At 64.2% G+C, this 15,443-nt stretch carries 12 protein-coding genes and 2 tRNA genes; 4 read left to right on the forward strand and 10 right to left on the reverse strand.

Features of this window, described 5'->3' with window-relative positions; translation table 11 throughout:
* The gene (locus ACXJMY_RS15300; protein ID WP_456620171.1) at nucleotides 1-1,014 is read left to right on the forward strand and encodes a cation diffusion facilitator family transporter; all 1,014 of its coding nucleotides are present in this window, start codon (nucleotides 1-3) and stop codon (nucleotides 1,012-1,014) included.
* A 185-nt stretch (nucleotides 1,015-1,199) separates the two neighbouring features.
* On the opposite strand, the gene ACXJMY_RS15305 is transcribed toward ACXJMY_RS15300, so the two are convergent.
* The 9 genes from ACXJMY_RS15305 to ACXJMY_RS15345 form a co-directional block, all read right to left on the reverse strand.
* On the reverse strand, nucleotides 1,200-2,060 hold the full coding sequence (locus ACXJMY_RS15305) for a class I SAM-dependent methyltransferase (protein WP_456620172.1): 861 nt from the start codon (nucleotides 2,058-2,060) through the stop codon (nucleotides 1,200-1,202).
* Nucleotides 2,061-2,084: 24 nt separating this feature from the next.
* Entirely contained in the window at nucleotides 2,085-2,348 is a 264-nt protein-coding gene (locus ACXJMY_RS15310) for a hypothetical protein (RefSeq protein ID WP_456620173.1), read from the reverse strand.
* 85 nt (nucleotides 2,349-2,433) lie between these two features.
* Nucleotides 2,434-2,510, reverse strand: a tRNA-Val gene (locus tag ACXJMY_RS15315).
* A gap of 62 nt (nucleotides 2,511-2,572) precedes the next feature.
* Nucleotides 2,573-2,977: a GFA family protein gene (locus tag ACXJMY_RS15320; protein WP_456620174.1), complete on the reverse strand. Its 405-nt coding sequence runs from the start codon at nucleotides 2,975-2,977 to the stop codon at nucleotides 2,573-2,575.
* Nucleotides 2,978-3,041: 64 nt separating this feature from the next.
* Complete coding sequence (lon, locus tag ACXJMY_RS15325) at nucleotides 3,042-5,465, reverse strand: endopeptidase La (protein WP_456620175.1); 2,424 nt, start codon at nucleotides 5,463-5,465, stop codon at nucleotides 3,042-3,044.
* A 325-nt stretch (nucleotides 5,466-5,790) separates the two neighbouring features.
* Nucleotides 5,791-7,062: an ATP-dependent Clp protease ATP-binding subunit ClpX gene (gene clpX / locus ACXJMY_RS15330; protein ID WP_211386005.1), complete on the reverse strand. Its 1,272-nt coding sequence runs from the start codon at nucleotides 7,060-7,062 to the stop codon at nucleotides 5,791-5,793.
* A gap of 463 nt (nucleotides 7,063-7,525) precedes the next feature.
* Nucleotides 7,526-8,158, reverse strand: a complete 633-nt coding sequence (locus tag ACXJMY_RS15335) for an ATP-dependent Clp protease proteolytic subunit (RefSeq protein ID WP_456620176.1) — start codon at nucleotides 8,156-8,158, stop codon at nucleotides 7,526-7,528.
* Nucleotides 8,159-8,449: 291 nt separating this feature from the next.
* Nucleotides 8,450-9,811 (reverse strand): trigger factor, encoded by a 1,362-nt coding sequence (gene tig, locus ACXJMY_RS15340; protein WP_456620177.1) that lies wholly within the window; start codon nucleotides 9,809-9,811, stop codon nucleotides 8,450-8,452.
* Nucleotides 9,812-9,990: 179 nt separating this feature from the next.
* Nucleotides 9,991-10,075 (reverse strand) — tRNA-Leu (locus tag ACXJMY_RS15345).
* 154 nt (nucleotides 10,076-10,229) lie between these two features.
* On the opposite strand from ACXJMY_RS15345, the gene ACXJMY_RS15350 reads away from it, so the two are divergent.
* Entirely contained in the window at nucleotides 10,230-11,534 is a 1,305-nt protein-coding gene (locus ACXJMY_RS15350) for a multicopper oxidase family protein (protein ID WP_456620178.1), read from the forward strand.
* Between the two features lie 125 nt (nucleotides 11,535-11,659).
* Here ACXJMY_RS15350 and ACXJMY_RS15355 read toward each other — a convergent pair whose 3' ends face one another.
* On the reverse strand, nucleotides 11,660-13,159 hold the full coding sequence (locus ACXJMY_RS15355; protein ID WP_456620179.1) for an NAD(P)H-hydrate dehydratase: 1,500 nt from the start codon (nucleotides 13,157-13,159) through the stop codon (nucleotides 11,660-11,662).
* A gap of 378 nt (nucleotides 13,160-13,537) precedes the next feature.
* Here ACXJMY_RS15355 and ACXJMY_RS15360 point away from each other — a divergent pair, with 378 nt between their 5' ends.
* Complete coding sequence (locus ACXJMY_RS15360) at nucleotides 13,538-13,876, forward strand: P-II family nitrogen regulator (RefSeq protein WP_007603495.1); 339 nt, start codon at nucleotides 13,538-13,540, stop codon at nucleotides 13,874-13,876.
* Nucleotides 13,877-14,029: 153 nt separating this feature from the next.
* Nucleotides 14,030-15,439, forward strand: a complete 1,410-nt coding sequence (gene glnA, locus ACXJMY_RS15365) for a type I glutamate--ammonia ligase (protein WP_456620180.1) — start codon at nucleotides 14,030-14,032, stop codon at nucleotides 15,437-15,439.
* The last annotated feature ends 4 nt before the right edge of the window (nucleotides 15,440-15,443 follow it).

The raw sequence follows: 15,443 nt of genomic DNA on the forward strand, positions 1-15,443 counted from the left end.
GTGGGCGGGCACGACCATCACGGCCACCACCATGATCATGGCGGCCACGCGGATGATCATGGCCATGGTCACGACCACAGCCATGCCCATAGTCACGATCATGGCCACGATCATGGTCTTGGCCACGCGCATGTCCATGCGCCCGCCGATTTCGGCAGGGCATTCGCGATCGGCATTTCGCTCAACATCGCGCTGGTCGTAGCCGAAGCCATTTACGGCTATATCGGCAACTCCACCGCGCTGCTTGCCGATGCCGGCCATAACCTGTCCGATGTGCTCGGCCTGGTCGTGGCCTGGGGCGCATCGATCGCGGCCAGGCGGGCACCGAGCGGCCGCTTCACCTACGGCCTGCGCGCATCCACCATCCTGGCGGCGCTCGCGAACGCGGTGTTCCTGCTGGTCGCGACCGGCGCGATCGGCTGGGAGGCAATCCTGCGGCTGCGCGAGCCCGAGCCGGTCGCGGGCGTCACCGTGATGGTGGTCGCCGGCATCGGCATCCTCGTCAACGGCTTCACCGCCCTGCTGTTCGCGCGCGGACGCAAGGACGACATCAACATCGAGGGCGCTTACCTGCACATGGCGGCCGACGCCGCCGTGTCGCTCGGCGTCGTGGTCTCGGCGGCGCTGATCATCTGGACCGGCTGGCTCTGGCTCGATCCCGTCACCAGCCTCGTCATCTGCGCCACCATCCTCTGGAGCACCACCAGCCTGCTGCGCGGCTCCATCGACATGTCGATGGCGGCAGCACCAAAGGGCACCGACCTCGCCGCGATCAGGGCGTTTCTGCTGGCGCGACCGGGCGTCTCAGGGATCCACGATCTCCACGTCTGGCCGATCTCGACCACCGAAACGGCGCTGACCTGTCACCTCGTCATGCCCGGCAGCGCCGGCGACGATTTTCTGATGGAGACGGCGCAGGCGCTGAAAGCATCATTCCGCATCGGCCACACCACGCTTCAGGTGGAAACGCATCCCGACAATGGCTGCGCGCTGGCGCCGGATGATGTGGTGTGAGGAGTCTTCGGTGCCGCCCAATCTTGAGATGTCGTCCCGGCGAAGGCCGGGACCCATAACCACAGAACATCGTTTGGCGAAGACTCGTGGTTGTCGGCGTTGCGCTACAACCGCTCCGTGGGGGTATGGGTCCCGGCCTTCGCCGGGACGACACTGAGTATGTGGCGATGTATGAACAGCCGCACCTACGCCGCCTTCGCCGTCACGATCCAGATCGCACCCTGCAACGCCACGCTCTGCCCCTTCAGGAACGGCGCGAGCATCTCGCGGATCGAGGCTTTTGCGGCTTCATAGGTTTCCGGTGGATGGCCCTGGAGTGCGCGGCTGGCCGGGCCGATCTGCAAGGCACCGTCGACCGCCGCCTCGAGCCCGCCGCCGATGGCGACATCCATCGCGAGATTGTGCGGCTCCATCGCCACGTCGACGAAGCCCGCCCCTTTCAGGATGCGCGTCACACGCTCTTCGGATGCGAAGGCGAACGGGCCCGGCTCCTCCGGCCCGACCGGCGGCATTTTCGGCACGTGCTTGTAGACCGCCATCAGCGGCGCCATCATCCAGGGATTTTCCTTCGGCTCGCGCCAGCAGGCAAATGCCAGCCGTCCCGACGGTTTTAGCGCGCGACGAAGGTTGGTGAAGGACGCGATCGGATCGGCAAAGAACATCACGCCGAAGCGTGAGGCCAGCAGGTCAAAGCTTGCCGGCTCGAACGGATGCACCGTCGCATCCGCCAGCACGAAATCCAGCGGCAGATCTTTCGGCGCCAGCGCACGCGCCTGCGACAGCATCGGGTCGGAGACGTCGAGGCCGAGCGCAAAACCGTTCGGCGCCACCGCCTTCGCGAACGCGAATGTGGTCGCACCCGAGCCGCAGCCGACGTCGATCACGCGCTCGCCCGGCTTCGGCTTGGCGCGGTCGAGCAGAGCGTCGGCGATCGGCCCGAGCAGCCGCTCCTGCGCCCCGTGGCGATCGGCCCAGCGCTGCCCGCCCGGGCCGTTCCAATAGGCGATCTGGTCGGCGTTCTGCTCGTGTCCGCTTGGCTGTTGCATCGGGGCCTCTTGATCGCTGCTATTCTACGTCTCGGTAACCCACTGCACGCCAGCAGCAGAAATCTCAAGGAGGAGCGTACGGGACAGCTCGGCCCAGGGCCTGACACTGTCATCGTACTCGATCAACTCATATCGGCGACCACAATTGCGCCAATTGGTGCACGGCGCACAATTGGGCTCTTCGTCCCAGGGAATCGCAGCTAGTCGCCGCAACTCTGCGACGGCCTGCTGACGCGTCTGAAATTGACCTTGCGGCTCGGCATGTAATTCGTCCTCGATGACAAACATGGCCGGATTGCCCCATGCCGGTAGCGTCCAGCTCTGCCGCATTCAGCCGGGCGCGCAGGTCGCCAAGCCGACATGTCTCTGGGAATGGTGGGCGATCACGGATTCGAACCGCGGACCCTCTCGGTGTAAACGAGATGCTCTAACCAGCTGAGCTAATCGCCCTCGCCGCCTCTTTATCCCCACCCGCCCCGTGCGGGCAAGTACGGAACGTCAATCCTCCGGTCTCAATCCCCCGGCCGCCCCGGCAGCCCCGGCACCGCGTCGATCCACACCGCCGCCGACTGGCACCAGATCTGGCGGCTCGGCCGCAGCGCGTCGCGCTGGCGGATTGAGCCCCAGCGGATGCCCCAATCGTCGGCCTGGTCGCCCTCGCCGCTGGTGAACAGCGGGGAACCGCAGTCGGCGCAAAAATGCTGGAAGCGCATCCGGCCATTGTCGCCACGCTTGCCGTAGATCTTTGGCGTTCCGCCGGTCAGCCGGACGTCGGCACCGGAACAGACCGCCGTCACCCGAAACGGCGATCCGGTGAGGGTCTGGCAGTCCCGGCAATGGCAGATCGAGACGGCCTCGGGGTCGATCTCGGCGGCGTAGGTGACCTGCCCGCAATGACATTGTCCGTCGATCTGCATGGCCCTCGTCCCCCAAAACAAAAACGGCGCCCGAAGGCGCCGTTTTATCATCTTTCGATGGAGCTTAGTGAGCGGTCAGGCCGCCGGCGGCTTCGTCGCCGTCCGGCTTCACCGTCACCTTGGTGTCCTCTTCCCAGACGATCGGCACCGGCTTCTTCACCAGCGCCTTGGCGACGACGTCGTCGAGACGGGAGACCGGGATGATCTCCATGCCGCCCTTGATCGCATCGGAAATCTCCGTGAGATCCTTGGCGTTGTCCTCGGGGATCAGCACCGTCTTGATGCCGCCGCGGGCGGCAGCCAGCAGCTTCTCCTTCAGGCCGCCGATCGGCAGCACGCGGCCGCGCAGCGTGATCTCGCCGGTCATCGCGACATCATGGCGGACCGGGATGCCGGTCATGACCGAGATGATCGCGGTGGCCATCGCCACGCCCGCGGACGGACCGTCCTTCGGGGTTGCGCCCTCCGGCACGTGCACGTGGATGTCGCGCCGGTCGAACAGCGGCGGCTCGATGCCGTAGACGATCGCGCGCGAGCGGACGTAGGACGCCGCCGCCGAGATCGATTCCTTCATCACGTCGCGCAGATTGCCGGTGACCGTCATCTTGCCCTTGCCCGGCATCATGACGCCTTCGATGGTCAAGAGCTCGCCGCCGACATCGGTCCAGGCAAGGCCGGTGACGATGCCGACCTGCGGCTCGCTCTCGATCTCGCCGAAGCGGTACTTCGGCACGCCCAGAAACTCTTCGAGAGTCTTCTCGGTGACCTTGACCGACTTCTTCTTGGAGATCATCAGCTCCTTCACCGCCTTGCGGGCGAGTGTCGAAAGCTCACGCTCCAGGTTACGCACGCCCGCTTCGCGGGTGTAGCGGCGGATCAACAGCAGCAGCGCGTCGTCGTCGATCGAGAACTCCTTGGAGTCCAGGCCGTGCTTGGACACCGCGTTCGGGATGAGGTGCTTGCGCGCGATCTCGACCTTCTCGTTCTCGGTGTAGCCCGCGATCCGGATGATCTCCATGCGGTCCATCAGCGGGCCCGGAATATTGAGCGTATTCGCGGTCGTGATGAACATCACGTTGGAGAGATCGTAGTCGACCTCGAGATAGTGGTCGTTGAAGGTCCCGTTCTGCTCGGGGTCCAGGACCTCGAGCAGCGCCGAGGACGGGTCGCCGCGGAAATCGGCGCCCATCTTGTCGATCTCGTCCAGCAGGAACAGCGGATTGGACGACTTCGCCTTGCGCATCGACTGGATGATCTTGCCGGGCATCGAGCCGATATAGGTGCGGCGGTGACCGCGGATCTCGGCCTCGTCGCGCACGCCGCCGAGCGAGACGCGCACGAATTCGCGCCCCGTCGCCTTCGCGATCGACTTGCCGAGCGAGGTCTTGCCGACGCCGGGAGGCCCGACGAGGCACAGGATCGGTCCGGTCAGCTTGTTGGCGCGCGACTGCACCGCGAGATACTCGACGATACGGTCCTTGACCTTTTCCAGCCCGTAGTGATCGGCATCCAGCACCGCCTGGGCGGCTTCCAGATCCTTCTTCACCTTGGACTTCTTGTTCCACGGGATCGACAACAGCCAATCCAGATAGTTGCGCACCACCGTCGCTTCCGCGGACATCGGCGACATCTGGCGCAGCTTCTTCAGCTCGTGCTGCGCCTTCTCGCGCGCTTCCTTGCTGAGCTTGGTCTTGGAGATCTTCTCCTCGAGATCGGCGAGCTCGTCGCGACCGTCGTCGTCGCCGAGTTCCTTCTGGATCGCCTTCATCTGCTCGTTGAGATAATACTCGCGCTGGGTCTTCTCCATCTGGCGCTTGACGCGCGAGCGGATGCGCTTCTCGACCTGGAGCACCGAGATCTCGCTCTCCATCAGGCCGAGCACCTTCTCCAGGCGCTGCGTGACCGACAGCGTCTCCAGGATGCCCTGCCGGTCGGCGATCTTGACGGCGAGATGCGAGGCGACCGTGTCGGCGAGCTTGGCGAAATCGGTGATCGCCTGCACGACGCCGACGACCTCGGCCGAGATCTTCTTGTTGAGCTTCACATAGCTCTCGAAGTCGGACACGACCGAGCGCGCCATGGCCTCGGCCTCGACCGACTTCGCATCGGTGTCGGCGAGCGCAATCGCGGTCGCTTCATAATAGTCGGCGCGATCGGTGTACTTCTGCACGCGCGCACGCTCGAGCCCTTCGACCAGCACCTTCACGGTGCCGTCGGGAAGCTTCAAGAGCTGGAGCACGCTGGCAAGCGTACCGGTCTCGTAAATGGCATCGGGCGCCGGATCATCGTCGGACGCGTTCTTCTGCGTCGCGAGCATGATCAGCGCATCGTTCTTCATCACCTCTTCGAGCGCGCGGATCGACTTCTCGCGGCCAACGAAGAGCGGCACGATCATGTGCGGGAAGACGACGATATCGCGCAGCGGCAACACGGGATAAGCGTGCGTTTCGCCATGGACGATGGTTGGCCTGGGTTTGGGATTAGTCATGGCCTTTTCCTTTTGCTTTGCCCCCTTGCACGCAGCCCGCCATGCTCATGCGCAACCGCCACAAGGTGCCGAGGTGATCCACAAAACCGGTCTACCATTGGTAGGTTGGACCGGGCTTGCCGGATCGGAACTGAGGCGAATCTTTGAAGAGAATTTTCGCTCGCCGCCGACATTAGGTGGCTATCGACCGGGGGGGTGTCAAGTCATTGAAAAACGCGCGCCATCAGGCGCTTACGCACGCGGATAAGCGACGCAACACCGGCTGCGGAAATACAATCCGCAGCCGTCATTCTGACAGGACGATTTGAGCCCCCAGCGCCGTGGTTCAGGCGCTGGCGTTCTCGACCGCGCGATCCGAGCGATCGGCGTAGATGTAGAGCGGACGGGCCGTGCCTTCCACCACTTCGCGCGAGATCACGACTTCTTCCACACCTTCGAGGCCCGGAAGGTCGAACATGGTCTCGAGCAGGATCGCCTCGAGGATCGAACGCAGGCCACGTGCGCCGGTCTTGCGCTCGATCGCCTTGCGGGCGACCGCGCCAAGCGCCTCGTCGGCGAAGGTCAGCTCGATGTTCTCCATCTCGAACAGGCGCTGATACTGCTTCACCAGCGCGTTCTTCGGCTCGACCAGGATCTTCTTGAGCGAGGTCTCGTCGAGATCCTCCAGCGTCGCGACCACCGGCAGGCGGCCGACGAACTCGGGGATCAGGCCGTACTTCAAGAGATCCTCGGGCTCGACGTGACGGAAGATCTCGCCGGTGCGGCGATCTTCCGGCGCCAGCACCTGAGCGGCGAAACCGATCGAGGTCGAACGTCCGCGCGCCGAGATGATCTTCTCGAGGCCCGAGAAGGCACCGCCGCAGATGAACAGGATGTTGGTGGTATCCACCTGCAGGAACTCCTGCTGCGGATGCTTGCGGCCGCCCTGCGGCGGGACCGAAGCCACCGTGCCTTCCATGATCTTCAACAGCGCCTGCTGCACGCCCTCACCCGACACGTCGCGCGTGATCGAGGGGTTGTCGGACTTGCGGCTGATCTTGTCGATTTCGTCGATATAGACGATGCCGCGCTGAGCGCGCTCGACGTTGTAGTCGGCGGCCTGGAGCAGCTTCAGGATGATGTTCTCGACGTCCTCGCCGACATAGCCGGCTTCGGTCAGCGTCGTCGCGTCCGCCATCGTGAACGGCACGTCCAGGATGCGGGCGAGCGTCTGCGCGAGCAGCGTCTTGCCCGAGCCGGTCGGACCGATCAGCAGGATGTTCGACTTCGCGAGCTCGACGTCGTTGTGCTTGGTCTGGTGGTTGAGGCGCTTGTAGTGGTTGTGCACCGCGACCGACAGGACCTTCTTGGCATGGCTCTGGCCGATCACGTAATCGTCCAGGACCTTGCAGATTTCCTTCGGCGTCGGAATGCCGTCGCGCGACTTGACCAGCGAGGATTTGTTTTCCTCGCGGATGATGTCCATGCAGAGCTCGACGCACTCGTCGCAAATGAAGACCGTGGGACCCGCGATCAGTTTACGGACTTCGTGCTGGCTCTTGCCGCAGAACGAGCAATACAGCGTGTTCTTGGAGTCGCTCGTGCCGACTTTACTCATTCATGTCTCCGTCCGCGGTTCGATCTCGTCCGCTCGATCGCCCCATTCCGGCACGCGGCCGGCACAAGGTTCAAATAGAGCAAATTCCGTACCAAAAAAGACCCTACGCGTTACATCCCGTGCGAATCACGGTCACTCGATTCTCCGCGATCTTAGCCGATCAATCGTAGCCAACCATGCTGTCACCCGACTATCAAGAATTCGCTAATCGGGGGGCCGCCGGCTACCCGTGACAATACCGTGATTTCACGTCTTGGCACGGGCGAAGTGATCGAAATCACCCCGGCGTTGCTGGATTGCCACGAAAAACAAGCACGAAAGCGGAACTTTCTGCCTGCCGCGGGGCGCAAAATTGCATTTTGCGCCCGTGCGAAGTGCGCCGTTAACGTCAACGTCGCGCCTTGCCGATCCCCAGGGAATCCCCAAGAGGTACCCCAGGAGCGACGTTGCTGCCCCGGTCGCGTTATTGGGGCTTCGCTGCCGGTTCCTCGGCGCGCTTGTCGATGACCTTGTCGACGAGGCCGAACTCCTTGGCGTCGGACGCGGTCAGGAACTTGTCGCGTTCCAGCGCGTCCTCGATCGCCTTGTAGGTCTGGCCGGTGTGCTTGACGTAGATCTCGTTGAGCCGCTTCTTCAGGTTCAGGATTTCCTGGGCGTGCAGCATGATGTCGGTGGCCTGGCCCTGAAAGCCGCCGGAAGGCTGGTGCACCATGATGCGCGCGTTCGGCAGCGAGAAGCGCATGTCCTTCTCGCCGGCGGCGAGCAGCAGCGAGCCCATCGAGGCGGCCTGCCCCGTGCACAGCGTCGACACCGGCGGGCGGATGAACTGCATGGTGTCGTAGATCGCAAGGCCCGACGTCACCACGCCGCCCGGCGAGTTGATGTACATCGAGATTTCCTTCTTCGGATTTTCCGCCTCGAGGAACAGGAGCTGCGCGACGACCAGCGTCGACATGCCGTCCTCGACCGGCCCGGTCAGGAAGATGATGCGTTCCTTCAACAGGCGCGAGAAGATGTCGTAGGCGCGCTCGCCACGGTTGGTCTGCTCGACCACCATGGGCACGAGGTTCATGTAGGTTTCAACCGGATCGCGCATGAGTCACCTAGGGTTTTCGGAGGCGGACATTGCCGGTCCTGGCTGCCAATTTCTTGGCTGGGTTTGCCGGAAGGCCGATGGACGCCCGTGATGCAGGACTTTGATAGAAGACTTTTGGGTACAGGGTGTACCGACAGATATAGCCCAATTCGCGCCAGACAAGTGCGGACCGAATTAACGCTTAATCCACGCGGCAGTTGAATCTGATTCGCGCGAACTGGCCCAGCCGGCCACCTGGCTAGCTGGGCTTCTTAGGCAGATCATCCTTAATAGAAGGCTTTCTCAATGCCTTCAGGCGGCGGTCTTTTCCGCCTCCTCGTCCTTGTAGAGGTCCTCGCGCGAAACCTTCTTCTCGGTCACGTTGGCGAGCTCGAGGATGAAGTCGACGACCTTGTCCTCGTAGATCGGTGCACGAAGCTGGGCCAGCGCCTGGGCATTGCTGCGGTAATAGTCCCAGACTTCCTTCTCGCGGCCCGGCATCTGGCGGGCCCGCTCGATCACGGCGCGGCCGACCTCGTCGTCGGTCACGGTGATCTTGTTCTTCTCGCCGATCTCCGACAGCACGAGGCCGAGCCGCACGCGGCGGTCGGCGATCTTGCGGTACTCCTCCTTCGCGGCATCCTCGGTGGTGTCCTCGTCGGCGAAGGTCTTGCCGGCGGAGTCCATCTCGGCCTTGACCGAGTTCCACATCAGATTGAACTCCTCGTCGACCAGCGACGGCGGCGCCTCGAAGCGATGCGCCTCGTCGAGGCGGTCGAGCAGCGTGCGCTTGACGCGCTGGCGCGTCGCGGTCGCGAACTCGGCGACCAGACGCTCGCGCGCGGCTTCCTTCAGCTTGTCCAGCGATTCGAGGCCGAGCGTCTTGGCGAACTCGTCGTCGATCGCGACGTCCTGCGGCGCCTCGATCAGCGTCGCGGTGGTCTCGAACTCGGCCGGCTGGCCGGCGAGCTTGTCGTTCATGTAGTTCTTCGGGAACGCGACCTTCAGCGTGCGGGTCTCGCCCGCGCCGATACCGGTGAGCTGCTCCTCGAAGCCGGGGATGAAGGTGTTGGAGCCGATCACGACCTGGATGCCTTCGCCGGCGCCGCCCTCGAAGGCTTCGCCGTTGATGGTGCCCTTGAAGCTGATGGTGACGCGGTCGCCGGATTCGGCCTTGGCGCCCTCGGCCTTCGCGGCATAGCCGCGGTTCGAATCGGCAATGCGCTTGATCGCCTCGTCGACATCGGCGTCGGAGACGTCCGCGACCGGCTTCTCGACCTGGAAACTCTTGAAGTCGGCGAGCGCAATCGACGGCACCACCTCGATCGCGACCGTGTAGGTCAGATCGGTCTTGCCCGAAAGCAGCTCCTCGACCTCGCTCTGCTCGGTCGGCATCGTGATCTTCGGCTCGGTCGCGAGGCGGAAGCCGCGCTCGGAGAACAGCTGCGTGTTGGTGTCGCGGATGGTCTGGTCGATGGTCTCGGCCATCACCGAGCGGCCATAGACCTTCTTCAGGTGGCCGACCGGCACCTTGCCGGGACGGAAGCCGTTGATGCGCACCTTGTCCTTGAGGTCGACGAGCTTGGCGCCGGCCTTGGCGTCCAGATCAGACGCGGGAACGCTGATCTTGAACTCGTGCTTCAAACCTTCCGAGAGGGTTTCTGTGACCTGCATGGCGTCCAATCTTCTTCTCGTTCGGCCCCGGCACGCATGCGTCGGGACGCTGTCATCAATCGGTCCGGCGCGCGAGGCCAATGCCCTTGCGCCGGTGGGTTCATCAGACCCGGCTCCAGACGGAAAAACATCCGTGCGGAGCAGGCCCTTCGGTAATCCGTGCAAACGCTGAAAGCGCTTGGTGCGGGCGGAGGGACTCGAACCCCCACAACTTTCGTCACTGGAACCTAAATCCAGCGCGTCTACCAGTTCCGCCACGCCCGCGTGAATTTGCATCAAGACCGGCCGCGATGCTGCGGGCGGCCGGGCTTATAGCATGTGCCTGACTGTTCGCAGCAAAAAAATGGCCGCCTGGAGGCACGCTTGACGTAGGCACGACGGCTGGACTTATCCAGCGCGGCATGGTCCGGATCGAGCCATGAAACTGCGGATTTTTGACCCGACTCGGCGTGAGGTTCTGGCCGGCCTTGGAGCCTCTGCCGCCGGGTTGATGGCGGGCGGCGCAGGCCCGCTCGTGACCGCCCAGCTCGCCCTTCAAGCCAGGCCGGCCACGCTGGCTCTCAGGCCGGGGCAGCCGGCCACACCAATCTGGGAGCTGGCCGCCGTAAGCCATCTCGGCGACGTCCGTCTCAAGCGTTTTGACCGCTGCGAAGTGGTCTTCCGGAACGACCTGCCTGTGCCGCTTGCGCCAGCCTGGTACGGCCTCAATGGCCCGGCCGCCGCCGACCCGTTGCGGGGACGCGCGCCGACGGCGCCCGACGCGACCGAAACATCAATTATTTCAGTACCCTACGCGGGAACCCTGCTGGCCGACTTTCGGCTCTTCGAGGATGGTCAGAAGCAGCCCGCGCGCCCGCTTCCGGTCATCGCCGCCGAGACCAACCGGGTCGCCGTCGATCGTGACGTGGTCCTCTTGATCGAGGAATGGCGCCTGCGGCCCGATGGGACCGCGCTTCCCCCGGGCCAGGACCCGAAGGACACGACCCCGCTTTATACAATCAACGGGCAGACTTCATTCGAACTCTCAGCCGCGGCCAATGAGCGGCTGCGGCTACGCTTCATCAACGGCTCGCAACGTTCTGTTCTGGCGATCAAATTGGATAACCACGAGGTCCAGATGATGGCGCTGGACGGCCAGCCGGCCGAGCCGTTCCCGGCGCGCAACGGTGCCCTGGTGTTGGCCCCCGGCGCCCGTGCCGACGCCTTCGTGGATACCACCACCTCGGCAGCGTTCGTTCTGCATGACGGCAAAGCGGCACGCCGGGTCGGGAGCCTGACGATCTCAGGCAATCGAGAACGGCGCGCACCGCTGTTGCCCCCACCACCGCTCCCTTCGAACGACCTGCCAGAGAAGCTCGATCTGAGAGGCGCCCTGCGGTTCGATGTCGCGCTCGGCGCACCCGACGCCGCTTGGACACGGCCGGCAAATTTCTCCACCGCCTCCGAACCGGCTTTCCGCGCCAAGACCGGCCGCACCGTCGTACTGGCCCTGAAGAACCCCGCCCCCGTCACCACCGTCTTCCACCTGCACGCCCACCATTTCCGCCTGCTCGACCGGCTCGACGATGGCTGGAAGCCCTACTGGCTCGACACGCTCGCGATCGAGCCCGGCCAGACCCAGCGCATCGCGTTCGCCGCAACCTCGCCCGGGCGATGGCTGATCGAATCCGTCGTGACCGACTGGGCCGCGCCGCGGCTGGTGCGCTGGTACGCGGTGGAGTGAGCGCTCCGCTCTGTAGGGTGGGCAAAGGCGCTCTTCGCGCCGTGCCCACCATTTTCCTGACGTTGGTAGGCATGGTGGGCACGCTTCGCTTTGCCCACCCTACGTGGCGCACGTGAAGCAAGTGCTCAGTACTCGATCCCCAGCGCACCATAAATCCGCCGGTGCACGGCCGGCAGGGTCTCGGTGAGATCTTCCGCGATCAGCCCCGGCCCCGCCTCGCTTGCCGCCTCGCCGTGCATCCACACGCCGATGCTGGCGGCTTCGAACGCCGGCACACCCTGCGCCAAAAGCCCTGCGATGACGCCGGAGAGCACGTCGCCGGCACCGGCTGTGGCCAGCCAGGGCGGCGCGTTGGCGGCGATGGTGGCGCGGCCGTCGGGCGCGGCGATGGTGGTATCCGGCCCCTTCAGCAGCACCACGGCGCCGGAACGTTCGGCGGCGGCGCGAACGCGCTCGAGCTTGGAGCGGCCGGGATGCTTGTTGCTGAGATCGGAGAACAGCCGCGGAAACTCGCCCTCATGCGGCGTCAGCACCACCGCATTGTCGTGCGAGGACTTGATCGATTCAAACAGGCGCTCGGGGTTTGCGGCAAAGCTCGTCAGCGCATCGGCATCGAGCACCAGATGCCGCTGTGCCGTGAGCGCGGTGTGGACAAAGTCGCAGGTCCGCTCGCCGATGCCCGCGCCGGGGCCGATCATGCAGGTGTTGTAGCGCTTGTCGCCGAGGAGCTCGGCGAACTCGACCGCGGTATCGACGGGACGGACCATCACCGCGGTCAACGCGCTTGCGTTGATCGCGAGCGCATCGCGCGGGCTCGCCAGCGTCACCAGGCCGGCGCCGGCGCGCAGCGCACCGCGCGCGGCGAGCCGCGCCGCGCCGGTGGCAGCCGCGTCGCCCGAGACGGCCAGCACGTGGCCTCGCGCGTATTTATGGCCGTCGATCCGGGGCACCGGAAAGGCTGCGCTCCAGAAATCCGGATCGTTCTCGAAGATCCGCGGCCCGATCTCGTCCAGCACCTGGGCGTCAATGCCGATGTCGGCGACGCGGACGGCGCCGCAATGCACCCGCCCCGGCAGCAGCAGATGCGCCGGCTTCTTGCGGAAGAAGGTGACGGTCTCGGTGGCGTTCACCGCCACGCCCATCACGGCTGCGCTGGTGCCGTTGATCCCGCTCGGCAGGTCGACGGCGAGCACCGGCGCGCCGTTGGCGTTGATCGCCGCGATCATCTCGCGCGCCTCGCCGTCGACGGGCCGGCTCAAGCCCGCGCCGAACAATGCGTCGATGATCAGCGCCGGCCTCCCGATCGCCTGCGGATTGAACGGGAGCACCGGATGCTTCCAGCCGCGCGCCGCGGAGGCGGCATCGCCCTGGAGCTGATCGCGCTCGCACATCAGGATCACCGACACCTCGCGGCCCTGGGCGGCGAGTTCGGCGGCTGCGACAAAACCGTCGCCGCCATTGTTGCCCGGACCGGCCACGATCAGGATCGGGCCCTCCTCCACCAGCGCGTTGGCGGCCTCAGCGACCGCCTGCCCGGCGCTCAGCATCAGCTTGAAGCCGGGCGTGCCGGCCGCGATGCTGAGCTGGTCGGCCCGCTGCATTTCAGCGTTGGTCAGTACTTCCATGCCACTTCCCTGGTACAAACGCCTGTTCGAGAGGCATCTTCCATGCCGATCCCATACACGGAAGAGATACCTGCACACACATTGACCGTTTGCCTATTTCGTAGTCTTCGGTATTTTGGGCCGGTCGGCACCACCTATCAGAGATGCTCGTTAATAGGCTGATAACGCTCCAATAATCAGGGTATTTGCAACTTGGCATAGACCCTGCTTTCGAGGAAGCCACTTCGGTTCGTCGTGCTCACTGGCATTTCATGAGGGTGTGGCCGGCCGCCGCCGGGTTGGTCAGGCATCCCGGTACAGCGAAGACAAGTTCGTGCGTGATAAAAGCGCATCCTGACGAAGACGTTGCTATTTGATCGAAAGGCCGGGAGGCGCGCAGTGAAGAAAATCGAAGCCATCATCAAGCCGTTCAAGCTCGACGAGGTGAAGGAAGCGCTTCAGGAAGTCGGCCTTCAGGGCATCACCGTGACGGAGGCCAAGGGTTTCGGCCGCCAGAAGGGCCATGCCGAGCTGTACCGCGGCGCAGAATACATCGTGGATTTCCTGCCCAAGGTGAAGATCGAGATCGTGATCGGCGACGATCTGGTCGAGCGTGCCATCGACGCGATCCGGCGGGCCGCACAGACCGGCCGCATCGGCGACGGCAAGATTTTCGTCTCCAACATCGAAGAGGCGATCCGCATCCGGACCGGCGAATCCGGGCTGGACGCTATCTGAGCCGGGTGCTATCCCGCATTTTGCGACACTCTGACAGGAAATAAGGCTGCTTCGGCGGCCTGATTTCGTTTGTGCGGTCGCGCAAAACTCGCCGAAAAGCGAGAATAATTTTGCTCATCTGGAAACCGACCCGCAGAGCCAAAAGGGGTATGCATGAAGACCGCCAAAGACGTCCTGAAATCGATCAAGGACAACGACGTCAAATACGTCGACCTGCGCTTCACCGATCCGCGCGGCAAGTGGCAGCACGTGACGTTCGACGTCGGCATGATCGATGACGACATTTTCGCCGAAGGGACGATGTTCGACGGCTCCTCGATCGCCGGCTGGAAGGCGATCAACGAGTCCGACATGTGCCTGATGCCCGATCCGGTGACCGCGACGATCGATCCGTTCTTCGCCGAGACCACCATGGTCATCACCTGCGACGTGCTCGAGCCGACCACGGGCGAGCCCTACAACCGCGACCCCCGCGGCATCGCCAAGAAGGCCGAGGCGATGGTGAAGTCGATGGGCGTGGGCGACACCGTCTTCGTCGGTCCCGAAGCCGAGTTCTTCGTGTTCGACGACGTGCGCTTCTCCTCCAGCCCCTACAACACCGGCTTCAGGCTCGACTCCTCGGAGCTGCCGACCAACTCCGACACCGAATATGAAGGCGGCAATCTCGGCCACCGCGTCCGCACCAAGGGCGGCTACTTCCCGGTCCCGCCGCAGGATTCCGTGCAGGACATGCGTTCGGAGATGCTCGGCGCCATGGCCAAGATGGGCGTCAAGGTCGAGAAGCATCACCACGAGGTCGCCTCCGCCCAGCACGAGCTCGGCATGAAGTTCGACACGCTGACGCTGATGGCCGACCATCTGCAGATCTACAAATACTGCATCCACCAGGTCGCCCACATCTACGGCAAGACCGCCACCTTCATGCCGAAGCCGGTCTATGGCGACAACGGCTCGGGCATGCACGTGCACCAGTCGATCTGGAAGGACGGCAAGCCGGTGTTCGCCGGCAACAAGTACGCCGACCTGTCGGAGACCTGCCTCCACTACATCGGCGGCATCATCAAGCACGCCAAGGCGATCAACGCCTTCACCAACCCGTCGACCAACTCCTACAAGCGCCTGGTCCCGGGCTATGAGGCCCCCGTGCTGCTCGCCTACTCCGCGCGCAACCGCTCGGCCTCCTGCCGCATCCCCTACACCGCTTCGCCGAAGGCCAAGCGTGTCGAGGTGCGCTTCCCCGATCCGCTCGCCAATCCCTATCTCGGCTTCGCCGCGATGCTGATGGCCGGCCTCGACGGCATCAAGAACAAGATCGATCCGGGTCCGGCGATGGACAAGGACCTCTACGATCTGCCGAAGGAAGAGCTGAAGCAGATCCCGACGGTGTGCGGCTCGCTTCGCGAGGCGCTCGAAAACCTCGACAAGGACCGCGCCTTCCTGAAGGCCGGCGGCGTGTTCGACGACGACTTCATCGACAGCTACATCGAGCTGAAGATGACCGAAGTCGAGCGCTTCGAAATGACCCCACACCCGATCGAGTTCGACATGTACTATTCGGGCTAAGCTG

Source organism: Bradyrhizobium sp. P5_C12, from assembly GCF_054049735.1.